Source organism: Microcystis sp. M049S2, from assembly GCF_020245625.1.
In the GTDB taxonomy this organism is placed as follows: Bacteria; Cyanobacteriota; Cyanobacteriia; order Cyanobacteriales; family Microcystaceae; genus Microcystis; species Microcystis ichthyoblabe_A.
The window spans coordinates 1-20713 of sequence record NZ_JADBUN010000189.1 but is presented as its reverse complement, the minus strand read 5'-3'; the positions used below and the strand labels follow the sequence as shown (position 1 = coordinate 20713).

The following is a 20713-nucleotide window of genomic DNA, read 5'->3' as shown; positions in this document are numbered from 1 at the left end:
GTTAGCTGCTCGAGTTCAGTTCTTTCGGAGTCTGTTAGATCTACAATATATTTTTTCTTCGGCATTTTTTTGTCTGAAGTTGGATAACTTCTTCCAGATTAGCTCTTTTTTATCCCTCAAAACAAAATTGATGCTCTACTACGCTTAACATCATCGCTATAGCCCTTTGTTTCATAGCTGTGGATGAACTGACGACCACAGTTTAAACATATATAGTTTTGTTTTTGACCACGATGACCATTTTTATTGATGTGGTCACTTTTACATTCTGGACATTTCATCGTTTTTTTTCCTTCATTAAGTTTCTATCTGTTTTACCTTCTCATCCCTTTATCTGACAACGACCCAAGAGAATTCGCAAGCTCTCTCCACTGTTTTTTTGCAGCGTTGAGGTGAAGTTGCTCAAGAAAGCTGCCAAGCTTGTCATTTCCAGCCGCGTTTACCAAATTAAGAATCGTTTTTAGTTCAGTCTGAGAATTCACGACGAAACCCAGCAACTTGGCTAGGCTTTCCTCTGCTTCCCTGCTGCTTCCTTCAAGCATCCCAAAAGCACCCGAAATTTCTTGGAGCGAGCGGGAGAAATCTGCCCTTATGTCAGCATATTTTTCGTTGAGACCATCTTGGCAGCGATGGGTTTTGGACTGATTCTCTAAGTTAGTCAACGCTTCTTGTGCGGAGCGATCAGCATCATTTATTGCCTGCCGGATAGCCTCTTTATAGGAACTCTGCTGCTGGAGAAAATCGTCAAGAGCGCTTGTGGCATATTGTAGCAAAGACGAGCTTCTGCCCAAATCTTGGGTCAACTCTAACAGTGCCTGCGTCACTGTCTGGCGCTGCTGATCATTTGGGCCTACTCCTGCCTTGATATCTGCCTGAACAGCTAAAATAATGTCGGCTTTAGCATCGAATTTCTCGCTGAACCCAGGAAGACTATTGATCCATGCTTGTGTTGGTTCATAACGGTTTGAAAAGGTATTGGTGTTTCTTTGAGCCTGGTCAAGCATAGAAGACAATGTTTGTCTGGTCCAGGTGAAATCAACTTCAGTGTCCCATGTTTCGGTTGTTTCTTCAGTGCAAAAGCCAAACCCCCACCACTCTCTTTTACTACACCAAGTGCACCTTGTGTGAATTGGGTAAGGACCCAGTGGTTTATTAACCACGGAGCGCATACTTGAAACTTGATCGTTGAACTGGGCCAAACGAGAGATTGCCTCTTTGTAAGCGGTTAGATTGCTGGTTTGTGTAACCGCTACATTTGCTGGTGATAACCATAGGAAACCAGATAACGATAAGATAGCTAACCAAATCAGAAACATCCGGTATTTGACTGTTGTTTTCATAAATGTTAATGAAAAAGACTTAGTGAGTTGGAATATCCACTAAAGACTCGACCGTAAATTGCTTGGCAGCCTGATCAATCGCTTTCCATTGCTTGATGGCATCATCAAGCCCCAGTAACTTTTTCACGAAAGCCAGATCCCCAAGTTGAGTATCCGAGGCATCAGCAGCTAGTTGAGTTAGACCCGAACCGAAATCTGTCCATGCCTTTCTTAGGTTGTCAAGGAAACTCATCAGGTCGTCTAAGCCAGACTTGAGCCAATTCCCATCTTCCAGGATGGATTCAATCTCTCTGATCGCTGCGCGGTGTTTCTCTGACTGCGTTACTGTATTATTGAGTTCTCGCTGTAAGGTACTCAATTGTTGCTCCAGTTCTTTGCGTCTTTGCTTAGAAGTGAAAAACCCTAGGTCATTAATCTTCTTTTGCACGCCTTCTATCTTAACCGACAACGCCCCAGCCTGTTCTTGCAGGCGATGAAGTAAATCCGTATCGGCTTTAAATGCCTCGGACAAAGCATTATTAGCGACAATTATCTCCCTCTTAAAGGTACTCAAACTAACACTTAAGTCGCCGATAGGCCCTCTGGCATTAGCTGCATTAGTACCAAGTTTTTGCAGACCAGTCTTCACATCATTACCTGATTTCCCCTCCTGTAAACTCTGCAAAAACGAAACATTAGATAGTACTGACTGATGCAAGTGTTGAACTAGCCATACGATGGCTGCATATAGCATAGAAGGGGGGCGGACATCAGCCAATAAATTGGGATTTTCAGTTAACATTCGCCGAAGTTCTTTAGGAGAACCGAAACTCCGAGTCTTTGCCCGTAGCTTTTTCAGTGCTTCCTCTGTAGTAACCGAGCCACCCTTGAATTCTGTTGGCAAGTTCTCGATTTTGCTGATATAACGTAGGAGATGTGTCCAAGAGCTTGTATCGAAAGCCAGTTTTTTAGGGTCATCATATTTTAGGATAGTGATGCTAGGTATTGCTAGGTTTAATCCAAACAGTTCTGTCATTGCAATTGACCTCCTTTTTCTCAATGTTCTAGGGAATTTTAGACACTAAACTCCCCATCATTCCCTGTGGCACAATAGGGAGTTTAGTCACGACTTGGCTAGGGTTAGGCAGCTTGTGGCATATTTTCGGGCATAGGATCGCCAAAGGAAATGCTGGTGTAATCCACCAATGATTGCACAGTGAACTGCTTGGCACTCTCATCAATGGACTTCCAACTGTCGATGGCTAATTTAGCCTTCGCTTTAACAAGGAAAGGTAGGCTTCCGACACTAGACTCATTGACAGTTTGGCTGATTCCTATCATATCGTTGTTCATTTGAACCCATACACCCTCTATGGTCTGTAAGTTCTTGAGGAAGGCAGCCATTGCAGGTCCTACACGCTGCATTTGCGTATTGAAATCGCCCAGGTCTCCACGAAGCCGCTGCTTTTTCTTGAGTTCTATGTCCTGTTCCGCGATCTGTTGGCAATATCCGTTATACTCAGCTCTGCAGATGACCGCTTTTACACCAAGTCCTACACCAGTTGCGATCCCGGCCACGCCACCAACTAGGAGTGAGACACCACCTGTGAGAGGTGCTAACAAACCACCAATCAAAACGCAACCCAGAGAACAAGAGACCGCCGCGATGGTGAAATCTTTCCATGCTTTGTAGGCATCATCACGGGATTTTTCGAGATCTTTTATCTTTTGGGAGATTGCACCAATGGACTGATCTACCTGCTGAATCAGATCCGATGAACCTTTAGTGAATGTCTGAAGTTTTTCGTTGTACTCATTCATTTTCTGCTCGAATTTTCCAAGCTTTTTAATAAGCACACCGACTTCTTCGGACATCTGCTTGGAAAGCGGGATAGGTCCTAAGGTCTGGTCAAACAAGTATTCTTTGAGGTTTTCCACTTGTTCGTTGGGAGGCAGACCCGGCAGTTCACTTAAGACACTTTCATAGCCACTGACGAGATTTTTTGCTGTTTGATGCACCCGTTGACCGAGCCATACTGTATGGGTATAGATTTCCGTGGGCGGTTCTTGAGTAGCCAAAAGATTCGGGTTCTCAATCAATGCCGCCCTGAGAGTTTTCGGATTTCCAAATTCCGTTGATGCCTCCTGTACCCCTTTCATTGCGTCAATGCAATCTGTAATTAATTCTTTGCGTTCAAAACTGCCGTATTTTTCCTCAAAATCACCTTGGGTAATAGGCAATTGGATGGCGGCACCGACATAGCCTTGGAGTTCCAACCAACTATCGCTGAAAAGCGCGAACTGGCTTTTTTGTCCGGATCTCGGATCGGCATCCTTGATTAGACCCGGTGCTGGGGCAATGGATAGTTCAACCATGATATTTCTCCTTAATACTGTGGAATGGTCAATAAACAAAGGTCAGGGATGAATTAAGCTGCTAACCGTGAGACCAGCTTTTTCTGCCAGTCTGGGTCGTCTTTTGGCAACGAGCTGCCGAAGGGAATCAAATTGGAGTCAACAAACGAGCCGTTGATAAAGGCTTTAAGCGCATCGTCTACCTTGCTCCAGTTGGCGGCTGACGCTGCCATTTCCTGTTCTTTGAGCCAAGGTCCGTCAGCTAGGGTCTCAGTGCTGAGAGCGTTGACCTTATAACGGATCTCTTCTATTGAGCTTTCCCATGATGCTTTGACAACCTTAAGCTGGCTAATAACGCCACTTGACGTTGGAAGCGAGAACTTCATTAGCTTATCAAGAGCGCCTAGATCATGACGGTAGGCAATTCGCTTCTGAAGGTATTCTTGTTTAGAGCTTACCTCCTGGATTAGTCCGTCATATGATGTACGTGCATTACTGGCGGCTATACCAAGAGCAGTAGCAGCTATTCCTGTAACCACCGTAGTGATTCCACCAGCCCAAACAGCTGCAGTACCGCCACTTGGAACAGTAAGAATAACTGTTATAGCTGTTCCAACAATGCCAATGACAGCAGGAAATACACAAGCTGAAACGGTTAGATCCAGCCACTTGTCATAGGCGACATCGCGATCCTTTTCCAGTTGGTCAATCCTCTCTTTTAGTTCGCCAATCTCTGTGTCAAGCGATATACGAGTCTTGGATGAACGCTCGGTATAAGTCGTCATAGCTGTCTGGGATTCTTCTAATTCGCCCTCAAGAGCTTGGAATTCTTTGATTAATACATCAAGTTGTTCCACCGTTTGCCGCATCTTGTCAACGATCTGATCGGTATCCAAGAAAAGGCTCTTGATGCCCGCAACTACTTCCGATGGCTGCTCGCCACGGGCAATGCTAGGGATATTGCGTAGTGTCGATGCCAACTGAAAGGCATTATTGTGAGCAAGCTGAATTGTCCACACAGTTGCAGAAAAAGCATCGTTTTTGGGTCTTTTAGGATCAGCTAGGAAATTAGGATTTTCAAAAATACTAGCCCTGAGACTTTTAGGATTGCCATACTTTGATGCCACGTTTCGCAAGACATACATAGCATCAAAACACTCTTTCATCTGCGAACCCGACGAAGCATCTCCATAGCGTTGCCCGTATTCGCCAAGGTCAAGTGGTAGAGCTAATATAGCTTGTACTTGGTTCTGTAGTTCAAACCATTCTCTTGAAACCAAGGTAAACTTCCAAGCCTGCTGGCTGTCACCAGCCGCTGTTATCAATCGAGATGATGGAAAAAACAAATCCATATTCCTTATTCCCTTAATTTCCGTAATTTGGGTAGTACCTAACTATTCAGCGAACCCTAACTAAATTCCTGAGAGTAAGCTGAAATAATGGAACTCTTCTCTGAGATTAGCGACGATTCTTCGATCTGACCGCACTTCTTCACAAAAATTTACAATAGATATGGCTCTACCGAACCTGTAATGTAAAACTATCAACAACTCATGCTTGTAAAGCTTGTATATTAAGGCTTTGAGTTTTTGTCAGATTGGTTCTTCGTTACTTGGTATGGTTCGATAGGGGGGCATAAATCGACTAAATCCTTATCTGGCAAGAGACTTAATTGATTAGTTCGCTCTAGAGCCAAAACAATTGACAAAAATCGCCAAATGCCTTTCTATATAAGGGTTCCATCCCTTATAACCCCAGTCTATTGCATAACACAAACCGAAGAGCCGTCAGATTGATATTTATAAACTTTAAAAACTTGCCAGGCAGAGAGGGAGCTTGAGGAATTTTCTACAGTGTAAGTTCGGAAGAACCATAGATCTCTTGCAAAAGTAATCAAGATATAGTTATTTCAAATAAGAACGAGACACCTAGGCGACACAATAAGTACGAATAATTTCATCAAGGGGTGTCCCCACAGGAGCATACATTCTTGCCCTCTTTAATGCACTAAAATCATGTTCGATATCATTTAAATCAGGAGAGTATTTTGGCAAAAACACGACCTGATGACCTGCTTCCTCTACCAGTTGTTGGTAGTGATTCGGTAGTAGTGGTAAGCCATCTTGCTTATCTGGACTGAGTCGTGTAGAATATTTACTAATAAAAATAATTGCTTGATAAATGTTGGGGATTTGCTTTTTATGATTGCTATTTTTATCAATATCTTCTCTTGGATAATTAAACTTTGGTTAAATTACGATGAAGATTTAGAACATTGTCTTCTGACAAAAGATTCACAAACTTCAACATCTTGTTGTCCTAAATGTGGTTCTTATCATACCATCAAAAATGGTTCTACACATAATGGCAAGCCGAAACGTCAGTGTAAAGATTGCGGTCGCCAGTTTGTGATCAATCCCACTAATAAAACCGTCTCTGACGAAACCAAACAATTAATTGATAAACTCCTGCTCGAACGAATTTCCTTACGAGGAATTGCTAGAGTAACAGGGGTAAGTTGGTCATGGTTACAAAATTATGTCAACAATAAACTGGCGGCTGTTCCCCGTCAAATAAAGGTTTCGGACAAACCAAAAGGTAAATTGGTTATAGAATGTGATGAAATGTGGTCTTTTGTTTTTTCTAAGACGATAAAAGTCTATATTTGGCTGGCAATTGATAGAAATACAAGAGAAATTATTGGTTGCTATTTGGGAGATAGGAGTCGTCAATCATCCCAAAAACTTTGGGCTAGTTTACCAGGCGTTTACCGACAATGTGCAGTTGCTTACACAGACTTTTGGGAGTCATATAAGACAGTAATTCCCAGTAAACGTCATCGACCAGTCGGGAAAGAAACTGGTCAAACTAATCATATTGAAAGATTAAATAATACCTTTCGACAAAGGATTTCTCGGCTGGTGAGAGAGAGTCTATCTTTCTCTAAAAAAATGGAGAATCACGTTGGGGAACCCTTTGGTATTTTATCCATGACTACAATGCACAGCTGGCAAAGGATTAAGCCGCCATCACTACTACCGAATCACCACCCTCTCAAATCCTTATCTGGCAACGTTTTTAGGCGATTTCTCGGAAATATATAGCTGAAAACGTCGTGCTTTGTGGGTTGATTCATGAATCAACCTACTATGAGAGTTGATTCATGAATCAACCCACTATGAGAGCAAAAACCTGTACTTCCCTACTCCCTAGCTTACCTCATAAGCTATTAAGGGTAGCAAAAAAAAGAATTAGATTCGGAGAATGAAACAGCCCTAGGGGTTTGGGGGGTAGAACCCCCCAAAAGCTTGGATTAAGTGATAAAATCGAAAGTAAAGCCCGACTTTAGCCAAGAGTTTCCCCTTAAAAATCCTAACTTAGTAGATTTACAAAAATGAGATGCACCCACCGGGAGTGATTGCAAGTCTGTGGAAAAGCTTAATTTGTTTTCCGCTTCACCGTTAGTTAACCTAAAGTGAATATCATGTAATCGTCCCAAGATCGATTAGTAAGGGTTCCATGTCAATTATTACCCATAGAACTAAGATCGTAGCCACGATCGGCCCTGCCAGTAATTCGCCAGAAGTCCTCAAGCAGATGATCGGTGCGGGGATGAATGTAGCGCGGCTAAACTTTTCCCACGGTAGCTACGAAGATCATGCGAGAGTTGTCAGCCTTTTACGGCAAATTTCTCAAGAATTAGACAATCCTATCACTCTCCTGCAAGATTTACAAGGCCCAAAAATTCGCGTCGGTAATCTCCCCAATGGTTCCATTACCATCAACGACGGCGATTATCTCACCCTTGTCCCCATGGATGAGTATCGGGGAGAACCGAACACCGTTTCGATCGATTATCCCTATCTGGCCGAGGAAGCACAGCTAGGTGAGCAAATTCTCCTCGATGATGGCTTATTAGAGCTAAAAATCGTTGAAATTAACGGAAAAAACCTAAAATGTCAAGTATTGGAGGGAGGAATTCTCAAAAGTCGCAAGGGAGTTAATCTACCCCGTCTCAATTTGCGCTTACCTTCCATGACCGAAAAAGACAAACAAGACCTAGAATTTGGTCTTTCTCAGGGGGTTGATTGGGTTTCCCTCAGTTTTGTTCGTAAAGGAGAAGATATCAAGGCGATTAAGGCATTTTTAGCCGAGAGAAATCATGGGGATGTGCCAGTGATGGCTAAAATTGAAAAACCGCAAGCGATCGAAAATTTAGAGTCAATTGTCGAGGAATGTGACGGCATTATGGTGGCCCGGGGCGATTTGGGAGTAGAATTAAGTCCCGAAAAAGTCCCCATGTTGCAAAAACGCATTATCAAACTCTGCAACATGAAAACTATTCCCGTCATCACTGCCACCCAGATGTTAGAAAGCATGATTCACAATCCCCGACCGACTCGGGCCGAGGCCAGTGATGTGGCTAATGCAATTATCGATGGAACCGATGCGGTGATGTTATCGGGGGAATCAGCAGTGGGAGATTTTCCCGTCAAAGCTGTGGCTATGTTGGCCAAAATCGCCCATGATGTGGAAGCGGATGTGAAGTTTGATAATGTTCCCCCCAATCAGTCCGATGAAACTCACGCTCTCAGTGAGGCTTTAGTGGCGATCGATCAAACCCTTGATCTCCGTTATATTGTCACTTTTACCACCTCTGGCTACACTTCGCTACTGGCTTCTAAGGAACGTCCCTCGGTTCCCGTCATTGCCATGACTCCCAATAAACGAGTCTATCACCGTCTCAATCTAGTCTGGGGTGTGATCCCGATTCTTCTCGATCATCAGGTGTCCGTCTTTGAGGATGTGTTAAAGCAAACGGAATCAATTCTGCTTCAGAAAAATCTAGCGCAATCGGGCGATAAAATTCTGATTATGGCGGGAATTCCCATGCAGAAAACTAAAGGCACCAATTTCCTCAAAATTCACAGGATTCCCTAAGTTCTAGGAGTCGGGAGTCAGTATTCTCCTCACTACCCCACTACCCCACTACCCCACTTCCCCACTTCCCCACTTCCCCACACCCCACACCCCACACCCCACGAAAAACTTTTTGCCGCAAACCCTAGATGCAGATTTTGGGCGGTGGATTGGTTGTGATAGATGTATAAATATCGATCGCTTGCTGTCAATCTTGATGAAAAGACGATATTTTCTGGCTTTTATCGGCTCAATTGTCCTTATTTGCCTATTATCTCCAGACATAAACCTTTTTTCCTCTACTATCGCCACTGCACAAACCCAGACAATTCTAGTTTCTGCCGCCGCTAGTCTCAAAGAGGCCCTAGAAGAAATCAAGCCGGGGTTTGAAAAAGCCCATGGCAACATTAAAGTTAACTATAACTTCGGTGCGTCGGGGGCTTTGCAACAGCAAATTACACAAGGTGCGCCGGCCGATGTTTTCCTCTCGGCTGCCACTAAGCAAATGGACGCTTTAGCAAAAGCTGGTTTAATCGATACAACTACCAGAAGAAACCTGCTCACTAATCGCCTAGTTTTAATCATTCCCAAGAATTCCTCCCTAAAAATCAGCGATTTTCGTTCCCTGACTAACAGTAATGTCAAAAGAATTGCCGTGGGTGAACCGCGCAGCGTTCCTGTCGGTCAGTACAGTGAAGAAGTTCTGAAAAATCTCGGCATTTTAGAGCAAATAAGAGCAAAACTGGTCTTTGCCAACTCTGTCCGTAATGTTCTCGCCGCCGTAGAGACTGGTAACGCCGATGCTGGCATTGTTTACATCACCGATGCCAAAATTTCCGACCGGGTAAAAGTAGTGGCTACGGCTGCCAATAATCTCCATTCTCCGATTATTTATCCCATAGCTGTGATTAAAGCCAGTAAAAACCCGCAAGCTGCCAAGACTTTCGCCCAATATCTCACCAGGGCAGCCGCTAAAAACATTTTTGAAAAATTCGGCTTCGGAATAGCCAGATAATTTAGGGGAAGTGGAGAAGTGGGGAAGTGGGGAAGTGGAGAAGTGGAGAAGTGGGGAAGTGGAGAAGTGGAGAAGTGGGGTAGTGGGGAATTTCAACTAAAACCCCAACACCCCAACACTCCAACACCCCAACACTCCAACACCCCAAAACCCCAAAACCCCAAAACCCCAAAACCCAACCCCTGACCCCTGAAAAATGCCAGACTTTTCCCCCCTATGGATATCCCTGAAAACCGCCACCATTGCCCTGATAATCATCTTTTTTCTCGGTATTGCCGCCGCTTATTGGATGTTAGGCTATCGCGGACGATGGAAATCTCTAATCGAGGCAGTTTTCGTCGCACCCTTAATCTTGCCCCCGACGGTGCTAGGCTTCATTTTACTGCTCCTATTCGGCAAAAACGGACCATTAGGACAGTTATTAGACCTATTTAACTTTCGCGTCGTTTTTACTTGGTATGCCGCCATCATCACCGCGACGGTGGTAGCTTTTCCCCTGATGTACAAAACCACCCTCGGGGCTTTTGAACAGGTGGATGCCAGTCTTTTGCAGGTTGCCCGCACCCTAGGGGCATCGGAAGGGAAAATATTCTGGCGCCTACTTTTGCCCCTTTCCTTCCCCGGAGTATTAGCGGGATTAACCCTAGCTTTTGCCCGCGCTTTGGGGGAATTTGGGGCGACTTTGATGTTAGCGGGTAATATTCCGGGGCAAACTCAAACTATCCCGATGGCGATTTTCTTCGCTGTGGAAGCAGGAGCGATGACTGAGGCTTGGATATGGGTGTTTATTATCATATTAATCTCTCTATCGGGAATTGTCGCCGTTAATCTCTGGCAAAGTCAACGCAAACAGCAATTAGGACGACTGGGAGAAAGCAAACCTAACGAGATGGAGGACTGGCTGCCACCCTGGGAGGGTCGCAATTTTGCCCTTTTAGCAGCTGAAAATCACCTTTATAGGGATAAAATAGGCTTATTTGTCGATATAGAGAAACATTTACCCGGTTTTAACCTCTCAGTTACTTTTAACTGCCAAAATCAGCCATTAGGACTATTAGGGGCTTCAGGTTCGGGAAAAAGCCTGATTTTGCGATCGCTGGCTGGGGTGGAAACGCCCTCAAGGGGTCGTATTGTCTTAAATGGGCGCATTCTCTTCGATTCCGAAAAGGGAATTAATCTCCCCAGTCGTCAGCGTCGTATCGGTTTTGTGGTGCAGAATTATGCCCTTTTTCCCCATCTCACCGTGGCAGAAAATATCGCTTTTAGTCTCCCCAAAAACTTATCTAAAAAAGTTATTAAACAGCAGATTGTCAACCAATTGGAATTAGTGCAGTTACTTGGCATGGAAAACCGTTATCCCCATCAATTATCGGGGGGACAACAGCAACGAGTCGCCATCGCTCGCGCTTTAGCTAGTCGTCCGGAAGCTTTATTATTAGATGAGCCTTTTTCTGCCCTTGATACCCATCTACGCGCTCAATTAGAACGTCAGATGATCAAAACTTTAAGTAATTACGATGGCGTGACAATTTTTGTTACCCATAATATGGATGAAGCCTATCGAATATGTGAGAATTTATTAGTTATGGAAAAAGGGCGGGTAATTGCTAATAATTCTAAACAGAAAATTTTTGAGCGACCAGATAGCGTTAGTTTGGCCAAGATTACTGGCTGTAAGAATTTTTCCCGTGCTATTATCATTAATAATCAACAATTGAAAGCCATTGATTGGGATGTTAAATTACACACCATCCCCGGAATTCCCGACTATTTAGCCTATACGGGAATTCGTGCCCATCAAATTATTTTTGGTCGAGATTTAGGCGATATTAATACTTTTCCCTGTTGGTTGGCTAATGCCATTGAAGGACCCCATCGAGTGACTCTCTATCTGAAACTTAATCAACCCTCCAACCATGACAGAGATTTTCATATCCAAGCAGAGTTATATAAGGATAAATGGTTAGAAATTAAGGAGCAAGCTTTGCCTTGGACTGTTACTTTATCTCCCCAGCGTTTATTATTATTAAAATAAACAGAGATTTTGATGCTAAGTAGGTGGGTGTTAAAAATTGTCAGACATCCCCCTTATTAAGGCGGATCCCCCCGCCTATCGGCACCCCCTTTATCAAGGGGGCAGGGGTGATCGAACCTAAAATCCATTTTTAATTTAATTATAACCAGCTACTTATAAGCCAATAACACCACTCCAAAGGTCAGGGCAAGCGCATCTTTGGTCAATTTTGTGATCCGCTTGTCCTGTAGAGATTTCAAATGATACCAGTCAATCAGAATAGTTACGAACTCAACTTATTCGGTGGATTTTTGCTTAACAATTGCGATGGCAAATTCTCCTCAAATATGCCTAAATCGTGGGTAGGCAAACCATATAAAGTTCATTTTGTCAAGTATTGTTAAGATGCGCTTACCCTGGACTGCCAAGGAGGTGTATTATGTAATAGGAGTTTCTCGATCAGAATTCCTAAGGTTCAAAGGTTACAGAGGTCGACATCATGGTTTCTTCACCCTCACCGCTGGTATTTAACTCACACTGTAATAGCGTAGTCAAGGCAATTACTGAAGGCAAAGTCGTTTTCTTCCTTGGGGATGAGATCAATTTGTGTGGACGCAGAAAAAATGATAAGGGAGAACTAGAAAATTGGATTGTTGATAGCAATCCTCTCGGAGAACCTAATTATCCTCCCACTAATATTGAACTGGCGCTCTATTTAGACAAAATTTCTGAACATATTTATAGCGACGTTGTTCGGTGTCCTCTCACAGAAAAACACATCGAAGATTTACCGGAGGGATGTCCGCTCAAGACAGATTCAATCAAGAAAATGGCACTCCAGCAGGTGTCCCAATACATCGATCTGCTGGGGGGTAGCAAAGATATTCTTCCAGGAACCTTGGGACCAATCTTTGAAGCTGATTATCCCCCTAATTCCCTGCATCAGTTTTTGGCAGGACTGCCGGAATGCCTCAAGAAGAAGAACTACCCTCATCCCTACCAATTACTCGTAACGACTTGCTTCGATAACACACTGGAATATGCTTTTAAAAAAGCTGCAAAAGAGTTTGATTTAGTCTCTTACAGAGGGCGAGAAAACAGTGGTCGATTTGTCCATCAAAAGTTTAGATTGGCAGGTGCGGGACAAATAGTTGAAGAAGGTTCCCCAGTTGTGATTGACAAGCCAAATGAGTATCAAGATCGAGGACTTTCACTTGAGCTATACCCAGTAATTCTGAAATTCTACGGAGCTATTGGAGACAATTTAATCGTAACTGAAGACCATTATATTGATTATTTAGCTCACAGGGATCTGAGGAAATTGATGCCTCTGCAACTATCAAATATACTCGACCAAAACCATATTTTATTCATGGGATATAGCCCAAGTTATTGGAATCTAAGAGTAATTCTTTATCGAATCTGGGAAGATCAAATATTGACCAAAGCCAAGGAAAGCTGGTGGACAATTCAATCAAATTATCAAAGGTTCGATTGGGAGTTTTGGCTGAAATATACTGGTCAGGAGCCTATCTCGAAATCTTTAGAGGATTATATTGCCAAGTTAAGTGATATGATCCAGAAGCTACCAAATAAGGTCATCCACAACGGCCCCTCTCCTGAACCCGTTGAAACTAAACGAGATCGAATCTTTATCAGCTACAGCCATAATGACACAGAATGGTTGAACAAACTCTTAACAGTCCTCACTCCAGCTATTGATGCAGGGGCAATACCAAAACCTTGGACTGACGAAGAAATCAAGCCAGGAGAGAAGTGGAGAGACAAAATTGAAGAAGCTCTAAAATCCGCTAAAGTAGCTGTCTTACTGGTAAGTCAGAATTTCTTGGCATCTGACTTTATTAAAAAAGAAGAACTGCCATCTTTACTCAAAGACGCTGAAAAGGAAGGCGTTAAGATCATCTGGGTTTTGGTGAATTCCTGCGGGTACAAATATACAGCACTTAAAGATCTGCAAGCAGCTCATAAGGTTTCGCAGCCGTTAGTGCTTCTTCCCACACCAGAGCAAGACAGAATATTGAACGAGATTTGCGACGAGATTGTGGCAGCAATGGAGGGATGAAAAACGCTGGTTTTCCTCCGTATTTAGTTACTTGCCTTGATATTTATTCAAACTAACTTAAGATTTAGAATCCCGAAAAAAAATGTTTTCACCAAACAATCATCAAGAGATTCCAGATTGTCCTTATCAAGGACTGATGCCCTATTTAGAAGAGCAGGCAGATTTCTTCTTCGGAAGGGAAAAGTGGTCTGCTATTATCACCGATAACCTAATGGTTTCGCGGTTGACCATACTCTATGGTACGAGCGGTGTGGGCAAGACTTCCGTCCTGCGAGCGGGGGTGGCCCATCACCTGCGCCAACTCGCCCAGAAAAACTTGAAGGAGTCTGGCCAGCCTGAATTTGCCGTTGTCGTCTTCAGTGCCTGGCGCGACGAGCCAGTGGCTGGATTAGTGCAAAAAGTTGAGAAAGATGTCAAAAAAATCCTACCAGCAGTTGAAGTGCCAGAACCAGGGACTTCACTGGCAAAAACTTTAGAAAATTGGGCAAAGGTACTGGTTACTGACCCAGAGAGAAGCAGCGGTAAGTTATTGATCATCCTCGATCAGTTTGAGGAGTATTTTCAGTACCATTCCCATGAAGATGGAGAAGGGACCTTCGCCTTTGAATTTCCCCGTGCCATCAATGAGTCTGGTCTGCCTGTCAATTTCCTAATTTCTTTGCGGGAAGATACCCTGGCTAAACTTGACCATTTCAAGGGACGCATCTCTAACTTGTTCGGCAACTATTTACGCATCCCCCACCTGGATGAAGAGTCGGCCGTGGATGCCATCAGGAAACCCCTGGGAGTATTTAACCAACGCCTGAAAGCAGGGGAAAAATCTATTGGCATTGAAACAGAATTAGTTCAGGAAGTATTAGAACAAGTCAAAGTCGGCAAAGTCTTTTTCGTTGAATCGGGAAAAGGTGGACATGACCGTCCATCGACAGCAATTGAAACTTCTTACCTGCAATTGGTGATGGAACGCCTATGGAAAGAAGAGATGAAAATCGGTTCGGATTGCCTGCGGCTAGAGACTTTTAAGAGACTGGGCGAGGCAGAAAATATCCTCAAGCAACACCTCAATGAACGGATGGAACCCCTGTTAAGGGAGGAAAAGAATATTGCAGCGCAAGTCTTTGAATACCTAGTCACTCCAGGAGGAACAAAGATTACCTATCCTGCTCTAGAACTGGCAGAAAAAGGGGGGGTTGAAACACAGAAACTTGAAGAGTTGCTACGGAAACTTTCTAGCCCGGAACAGCGAATTTTGCGCTCAGTTGGACCATCGTCTGAAAAACCTAATGTGGAGCGCTATGAGATTTTTCACGACAAACTAGCCCCAGCAATTTTAGAGTGGAGGAAGGAATACCTACATAAGCAAGAAGAATTGAGGAAGGAATACCTACATAAGCAAGAAGAATTGAGGAAGGAATACCTACATAAGCGGGATATAAAGAGGTGGCAGCTAATAACCACTGGAGTCGCAAGTTTAGCCTTTATATTTGTTGGATTATTGATTTTGGCTGAATATCAGCGATCGCAAGCAGCAATCAGTGAGACTAAAGCAATTCTTGCTTCATCAAATGCACACTTGGTTTCCCAAGAATATTTTGATTCTCTTATTGACGGCTTAAGATCTTTTAGAAATCTTAAGAAGGCTGAAAATAGCTTGACCTTAAGATGGTTTCTTGACGATAAAACCGAAAAAGAACTTCGTCAGGACATTGAGAAATATCTTGAAATTGGGCTAGTTCGAGTTAATGAAAAGGGACGATTATCAGAAGAAGGGAATTCTTTCTCTAAGGTAAGTTTCAGCCCTAATGGATCGACTTTCGTTACTTACAGTCCAGATGGCACAATTAAGCTTTGGGATCTGGATGGGAAGAAACCCCAAGAGTGGAAAGTAGATAAAAATACATCTGAATCTGAATTCATCGGTGCAAATTTTGGACGTGATGGTCAGATATTAGCTGCTGTCAGTGAAAAAGATACAGTTAAACTCCGGAGATTAAATGAGAAGAGTATTGAGAATAAGGACATCAAACCCTTGGTTGATAATGAGAGGGGTGTGAGTCATGGTAATGATTTTTTGGCTGTTAGTTTCAGTCCCAACGGCGAGATGATTGCTACAGCTAGGAAGAATCAGGCTGTGAAACTCTGGAATGGAGACGGAAAATTATTGACAACCTTAATTGATAATTCCTTGACTGAGAAGGATTGCGAGAGCTTTAAGCAAGTGAGTCATTGCGATGAGGTTTTGGCTGTCAGTTTCAGTCCCAACGGCGAGATGATTGCTACTGCTAGTAAGGATCAAACTGTGAAACTCTGGAATCGAGACGGAAAATTATTGACAACCTTAATTGATAATTCCTTGACTGAGAAGGATTGCGAGACCTTTAAGCAAGTGAGTCATTGCGATGAGGTTTGGGACGTGAGTTTCAGTCCCAACGGCGAGATGATTGCTACTGCTAGTCGGGACAAGACAGTAAAACTCTGGCAGCGAGATGATGGCAAATTAATCCGAACGCTCCGAGGGCATACAGATGGGGTTCTAAGCGTTAGTTTCAACCCAAAGGATCAGATGCTTGCCTCTGCTGGATACGACAAGAATATACTGTTTTGGAATACCAATGACGGAAGCTTGATAAAAACCTTAAGTGGGAATACAGATGGGGTTAGGCACCTTAGTTTCAGCCCTAACAATAATATGCTTGCTTCTGTAAGTTTGGTGGGCGAGATTGTAAAACTGTGGAACATTAGCTCAAATCCCATACCTTCCCTAACTGGACATAGCGATTGGGTTTTTGACGTAAGTTTTAGCCATGATGGTCAAACTATCGCCACTGCAAGTCGGGATAACACTGTAAAGCTTTGGCAACGGGATGGTAAGTTGCTTCAGACCCTCACGGAGCATAAAAAAGCGGTCTGGGATGTCACTTTTAGCCCTGACGATAAGATACTTGCCGCAGCGAGTCAGGATAAAACTGTGAAACTTTGGGAAAAACAAGATGGGACATGGAAACTTGTCCAAACTCTTGACAAAAGGGTTGGCGGTCACGAAAGCGGAGTTTTGGCTGTCACTTTTAGCCCTAAAGACCAAATCATGGCTACGGCTAGTGACGACTCTAACGTAAAACTTTGGAAAAAACAAAATAAGAAATGGGAATTTGTCCAAACTCTTTACGGTCACGGAGGCAAAGTCTCCGCTGTCACTTTTAGCCCTGACGATAAGATACTTGCCACAGCGAGTAATGACCAGACTGTGAAACTTTGGGAAAAACAAGATGGGACATGGAAACTTGTCCAAACTCTTTACGGTCACAAAGGCGAGGTCTTGGCTGTCACTTTTAGCCCTGACGGTCATACCATTGCTACAGCGAGTCATGATCGGACCGCGAAACTTTGGAAAAAAAGAAAACAAGATGGGAAATGGGAAGTTGTCCAAACTCTTTACAGTCACGAAGGCGAGGTCTTAGATGTAAGTTTTAGCCCTAACGGTCAGATACTTGCTACAGCAAGTCAGGATCAAACTGTGAAACTTTGGAAAAAACAAAATGAGAAAGATGAGCCATGGCGATGGCTTGCAACCCTTAATGGGCATAATGGTTTTGTTTCGGCTGTTAATTTTAGCCCTAGAAATTCTAACGGTGATTCTTTGTTAGCATCAGCTAGCACTGATGGTACGGTAATTCTGTGGAATCGAGAGCTGAAGCTTAAGGATCTGGAGCTAGTGGAATTGGATAAGCTGGCGGATAGGAGTTGCGATTGGGTTCGTAGTTATTGGGAGAATAATCCTAATGTAAAGAATGATGACAAGAATCGGTCTCGCAGCGATCAATATCAGTCTCTTTGCCAAGATATTGAATCTCAGAAATAATATCAAATCCGGTTGATTGACCATAATTACACGGATTTGATATGACATTAGATGAGACCTGCTGCTGATTCATTTGCAGGGAACTTCAGTCATCACAGAAAATTAACGAAATGTTCTTTTTTTACCTTCTGATCTGCGATCGCCTTACCCACAGCTTGAAGCTCTTTAATTTTGTCAACAGCATCCATCTTCTGAACATCCGCTGGGTTGATCTGCGTCAATCCCAATGCCGATAATCCTTCATGAGAAAGGTCAGCATTGTAGCGCATATATGTAAATAATTTCTCTCCCCCAGGCGCGTTGATGTCAATCATGTTGCCAACCTCTTGGTCAATGATATCGCCCTCAAGACATTTGCCAAAAATACGACAGAGCATATCTTGCTGATTCTGCGCGGCAAACATCAGAGCAGAGGGGATCGCTCCAGCATTGTAAAGAAGATTCATTTCTCCCGGTTTAAGATTTTTATTGGCACTAGGGGTCATGCCTGTTCCAACAGACACTAAAAGCATTTTATCTTCACCAACGGGCCAATTTAGTTTGTAGGGTTTAGTCGTAGCCATCAGGAAAAGTTGAAAGGCTGGATTGTTGAAAGATGTAATTCCCCCATCAACAAACACAAAAGGCTCACCCTTTTCTACTTCAATTACCTCCGGTGGAAAGTAGGTGGGAGCGGCTGTACTTGCACGAATCAACTGCCAGAGGGGCAATTGTAAGTTACAGTCAGGACGGCTGGGATCGTTATAACGAGCATAAGGATTATTGGAAATTGGCCATGGCGAATCAGTCGTGGCATTACGCATGACCATCAGGAGCAAGGTTTTCAGTAGCGAACTACCCAGGGTGGCAACAGAGCCATCTTTTTCCTGAAATTTTTCCCGAAGCTCTTGTGCGAGATTTTTATCTTCAAATTTGTACTGAAATTGTTTTAGCAAACTCGCCGAATCAAACATATTTTCGCCTTGGTTAATGTAAAATTCGCGCACTTCACTAACTCTCATCCCCCAAGACAAACAAGAGGCAATAATTGCCCCCGTACTTGTCCCAGCGATGTAATCGAAATAGTCCGCCAGCAAAAACTTATCATCGGCTCCTAATTTTTCTTGCAGAAGACTTTCGATCTTCGCCAAGACTTCAATTGTTATAATCCCACGAATACCACCGCCATCTAAGGCAAGTAGTTTGCGTGGACCAGTTTTGCTGAGAATTTCTTGAACAGACATTTTGATTCTCCTTCGCTCTCAAGCGTCGTGGGATTAATGATCGCAATTCGGCCGCCTCACTCTTCAATTTTGGCGGCGAAGTCGGATGTGCCGCTAGAGCCAGCACCAGTGAGTTTTTCATACCAAACTAGAATGGCAAACAAGTTGCCGAGGTGAGATTTCAACCGAGCGGTATTGACAATCCAGTCATTGTTACGGGCAAAAATGGTTTGACAATGTCCATCACTTATTTCAACTTTCAAGAAAAAGTGGCTAACTCAAGTCTAAATTGCATCACTGTCTGATATACCTCCATAGAATACCTCATTCGGGGTACGATAGTCAAGAGATTTTCGAGGATGATTGTTAATTAAGTTTACAGACCTTTCCATCTCCTCTGGCTTAACGATTTAAAAATTCTTTTCCTTGAGAAATAATTCTCTTAATAGTCCCTTATTATGCTCGTTTAATCCCCTCTCCCATCTCCCAAGAATGATAAGGATTAGTAAAATAAAAGTCTGCCCACAATTTTTAACTCAACTCTTGGTGTCCACAAAACTCTTTTACTTTGTCAGAAGTCAAGATTTTTCGTAATTAGTCATTGCCATAAGAAATATTAATTTAGAATCGAAAAAAAACTGACTGTGACTGTATTGCTTATGGGGTAAATAACACTAATCCTCTAAACGTTGGCGACAGATAAAGCCTCTAGAATATAAGCCCATCCTGTAATTGAGGCAATTACTTTACGAGTCATGACTTTTAGCTCTTGGTCTTCCTATACTGACTTTTTTAGATAATAAGTAGGCAGGCGTTAAAAATCATCAGATGCCCCCCTTATTAACTGTCCTTTAGTCACATCTTTCTTAACATTTCAAACCTTTGTAGCACAAGGCTTTCAAGACTCGGTTAACAATCTGTAATATTCCTTGTTGACACCTTTACTGACAAGGAAAAAACTGAAATCAAGTCAGGATAAGGGTTGAAGTGCTTACTGAAAAAATTGTTAAGAAAGATCCCTATAAGGGATAGCTTATCAAGGGGAGCAGGGGGGATCGAACATAAAATCTATTTTTAATTTAATTATAACCAGCTACTTAATTTTTCGATTCCCCCTTGAAGATATTTTCCTAACCAATCTTCTACAGTGACTCTATTTCTTCCTAGCATTTCCGCAGCTTCTGTCACCGTTTTTGCCTTTTTTGTCTTTAATAAGTACAATAGTTGTATTCTTTCTTTTCCCGAACCAGTTTTTTTTGTCTAGGCAGTTCCTTGAGTTCTGCTTCACTTTCAGATATTTCTATCTTATAAACTCCTGCCATATTTGTCCTTTAACTCTACAATTGCGTGGGTTAATTACCGAGTGGAGGTGCTAGATTGTCTGTGGCTGATGGTCAATTCCTGCTGTGAACCTAAATTTATGTATCTGCTAGATATCAAGTTAAGACGAATTGCCGAAAGAGCTCATCCAGAGGTAGATATTTATGATCCAATTAACGAACTACTGCTGTTAGTTAGTCCCAATTGGGAAATATTTACGGGGGAATTAGTGGGAGATAATGAAACAAATTTTTATTACCGAATTAACGTCAAAGAACGAGTAGGAAAATCCTGTGAAGATTGCTGGGAGGTTTGGGGAGAAAAGTTAGGAGAAGTTGGTCGAGAAGGAATGGCAACAATAGTGGAAGATGTCTAAAGTGTCGATTGAGTAATTGATTGTTCACCACAGATACACAGAGTTTTTTAAGTAATTTTTCTGATTAAGTAGGTAGGCGTTAAAAGTTGTCAGACACCCCCCTTATCAAGGTAGGGCTGTTTCATTCTCCCATCAGAATATCAAAAGTAAAAGCGATCACTGCCAGGTAAAATGATAAGTGACCGCCAACCTTTTAAATATATGTTGAGCTTAATAGAAAAACTGAAACAAGTCAAGGACTTTCGGAAAG

14 protein-coding genes and 3 pseudogenes are annotated in these 20713 nt (G+C 42.9%); 7 read left to right on the top strand and 10 right to left on the bottom strand.

Features of this window, described 5'->3' with window-relative positions; all coding sequences use genetic code 11:
• Window positions 1–140 precede the first annotated feature (140 nt).
• The 6 genes and pseudogenes from IM496_RS16060 to IM496_RS16035 form a co-directional block, all read right to left on the bottom strand.
• Window positions 141–281 (bottom strand): annotated as a pseudogene (locus tag IM496_RS16060) (IS1/IS1595 family N-terminal zinc-binding domain-containing protein); the annotation flags it as partial.
• Window positions 282–314: 33 nt separating this feature from the next.
• Window positions 315–1340, bottom strand: a complete 1026-nt coding sequence (locus IM496_RS16055; RefSeq protein ID WP_004158012.1) for a hypothetical protein — start codon at window positions 1338–1340, stop codon at window positions 315–317.
• 19 nt (window positions 1341–1359) lie between these two features.
• Window positions 1360–2355 carry a hypothetical protein gene (locus IM496_RS16050; protein ID WP_287662533.1) on the bottom strand — a complete coding sequence of 332 codons (996 nt, stop codon included), beginning with the start codon at window positions 2353–2355 and terminating at the stop codon, window positions 1360–1362.
• A 104-nt stretch (window positions 2356–2459) separates the two neighbouring features.
• Window positions 2460–3695 (bottom strand): alpha-xenorhabdolysin family binary toxin subunit A, encoded by a 1236-nt coding sequence (locus IM496_RS16045; RefSeq protein WP_287662531.1) that lies wholly within the window; start codon window positions 3693–3695, stop codon window positions 2460–2462.
• A 53-nt stretch (window positions 3696–3748) separates the two neighbouring features.
• Window positions 3749–5026 carry an alpha-xenorhabdolysin family binary toxin subunit A gene (locus tag IM496_RS16040; RefSeq protein ID WP_004158016.1) on the bottom strand — a complete coding sequence of 426 codons (1278 nt, stop codon included), beginning with the start codon at window positions 5024–5026 and terminating at the stop codon, window positions 3749–3751.
• Window positions 5027–5602: 576 nt separating this feature from the next.
• Window positions 5603–5767 (bottom strand): annotated as a pseudogene (locus IM496_RS16035) (transposase); the annotation flags it as partial.
• A gap of 189 nt (window positions 5768–5956) precedes the next feature.
• Here IM496_RS16035 and IM496_RS16030 point away from each other — a divergent pair.
• From IM496_RS16030 to IM496_RS16005, 6 genes are all read left to right on the top strand, one after another.
• Window positions 5957–6696, top strand: a protein-coding gene (locus IM496_RS16030) for an IS1 family transposase (RefSeq protein WP_287662535.1) whose coding sequence is annotated in 2 segments (ribosomal slippage) — window positions 5957–6640 and window positions 6643–6696 — 738 coding nt in all. Because the reading frame shifts where the segments join, the coding sequence is not laid out codon by codon here.
• Between the two features lie 497 nt (window positions 6697–7193).
• Window positions 7194–8615, top strand: coding sequence for a pyruvate kinase (gene pyk / locus IM496_RS16025; RefSeq protein WP_287662529.1), 1422 nt, complete (start codon window positions 7194–7196; stop codon window positions 8613–8615).
• A 196-nt stretch (window positions 8616–8811) separates the two neighbouring features.
• Window positions 8812–9609, top strand: a complete 798-nt coding sequence (gene modA / locus IM496_RS16020) for a molybdate ABC transporter substrate-binding protein (RefSeq protein ID WP_194018458.1) — start codon at window positions 8812–8814, stop codon at window positions 9607–9609.
• A gap of 196 nt (window positions 9610–9805) precedes the next feature.
• A complete protein-coding gene (gene modB, locus IM496_RS16015) occupies window positions 9806–11644 on the top strand; it encodes a molybdate ABC transporter permease subunit (RefSeq protein ID WP_194016903.1) in 1839 nt (612 codons plus the stop codon).
• Window positions 11645–12122: 478 nt separating this feature from the next.
• The gene (locus IM496_RS16010) at window positions 12123–13706 is read left to right on the top strand and encodes a toll/interleukin-1 receptor domain-containing protein (protein WP_194016902.1); all 1584 of its coding nucleotides are present in this window, start codon (window positions 12123–12125) and stop codon (window positions 13704–13706) included.
• A gap of 82 nt (window positions 13707–13788) precedes the next feature.
• Window positions 13789–17565, top strand: a complete 3777-nt coding sequence (locus tag IM496_RS16005) for a WD40 repeat domain-containing protein (protein WP_194016901.1) — start codon at window positions 13789–13791, stop codon at window positions 17563–17565.
• Between the two features lie 92 nt (window positions 17566–17657).
• On the opposite strand, the gene IM496_RS16000 is transcribed toward IM496_RS16005, so the two are convergent.
• The 4 genes and pseudogenes from IM496_RS16000 to IM496_RS15985 form a co-directional block, all read right to left on the bottom strand.
• Window positions 17658–18788 (bottom strand): patatin-like phospholipase family protein, encoded by a 1131-nt coding sequence (locus tag IM496_RS16000; RefSeq protein ID WP_194016900.1) that lies wholly within the window; start codon window positions 18786–18788, stop codon window positions 17658–17660.
• Between the two features lie 56 nt (window positions 18789–18844).
• Window positions 18845–19030 (bottom strand): hypothetical protein, encoded by a 186-nt coding sequence (locus IM496_RS15995; RefSeq protein WP_194016899.1) that lies wholly within the window; start codon window positions 19028–19030, stop codon window positions 18845–18847.
• A 21-nt stretch (window positions 19031–19051) separates the two neighbouring features.
• Window positions 19052–19358 (bottom strand): annotated as a pseudogene (locus tag IM496_RS15990) (transposase); the annotation flags it as partial.
• Between the two features lie 492 nt (window positions 19359–19850).
• A complete protein-coding gene (locus IM496_RS15985) occupies window positions 19851–19955 on the bottom strand; it encodes a helix-turn-helix domain-containing protein (protein ID WP_287662528.1) in 105 nt (34 codons plus the stop codon).
• Between the two features lie 232 nt (window positions 19956–20187).
• On the opposite strand from IM496_RS15985, the gene IM496_RS15980 reads away from it, so the two are divergent.
• Complete coding sequence (locus IM496_RS15980) at window positions 20188–20463, top strand: hypothetical protein (RefSeq protein ID WP_228009900.1); 276 nt, start codon at window positions 20188–20190, stop codon at window positions 20461–20463.
• Window positions 20464–20713: the final 250 nt, after the last annotated feature.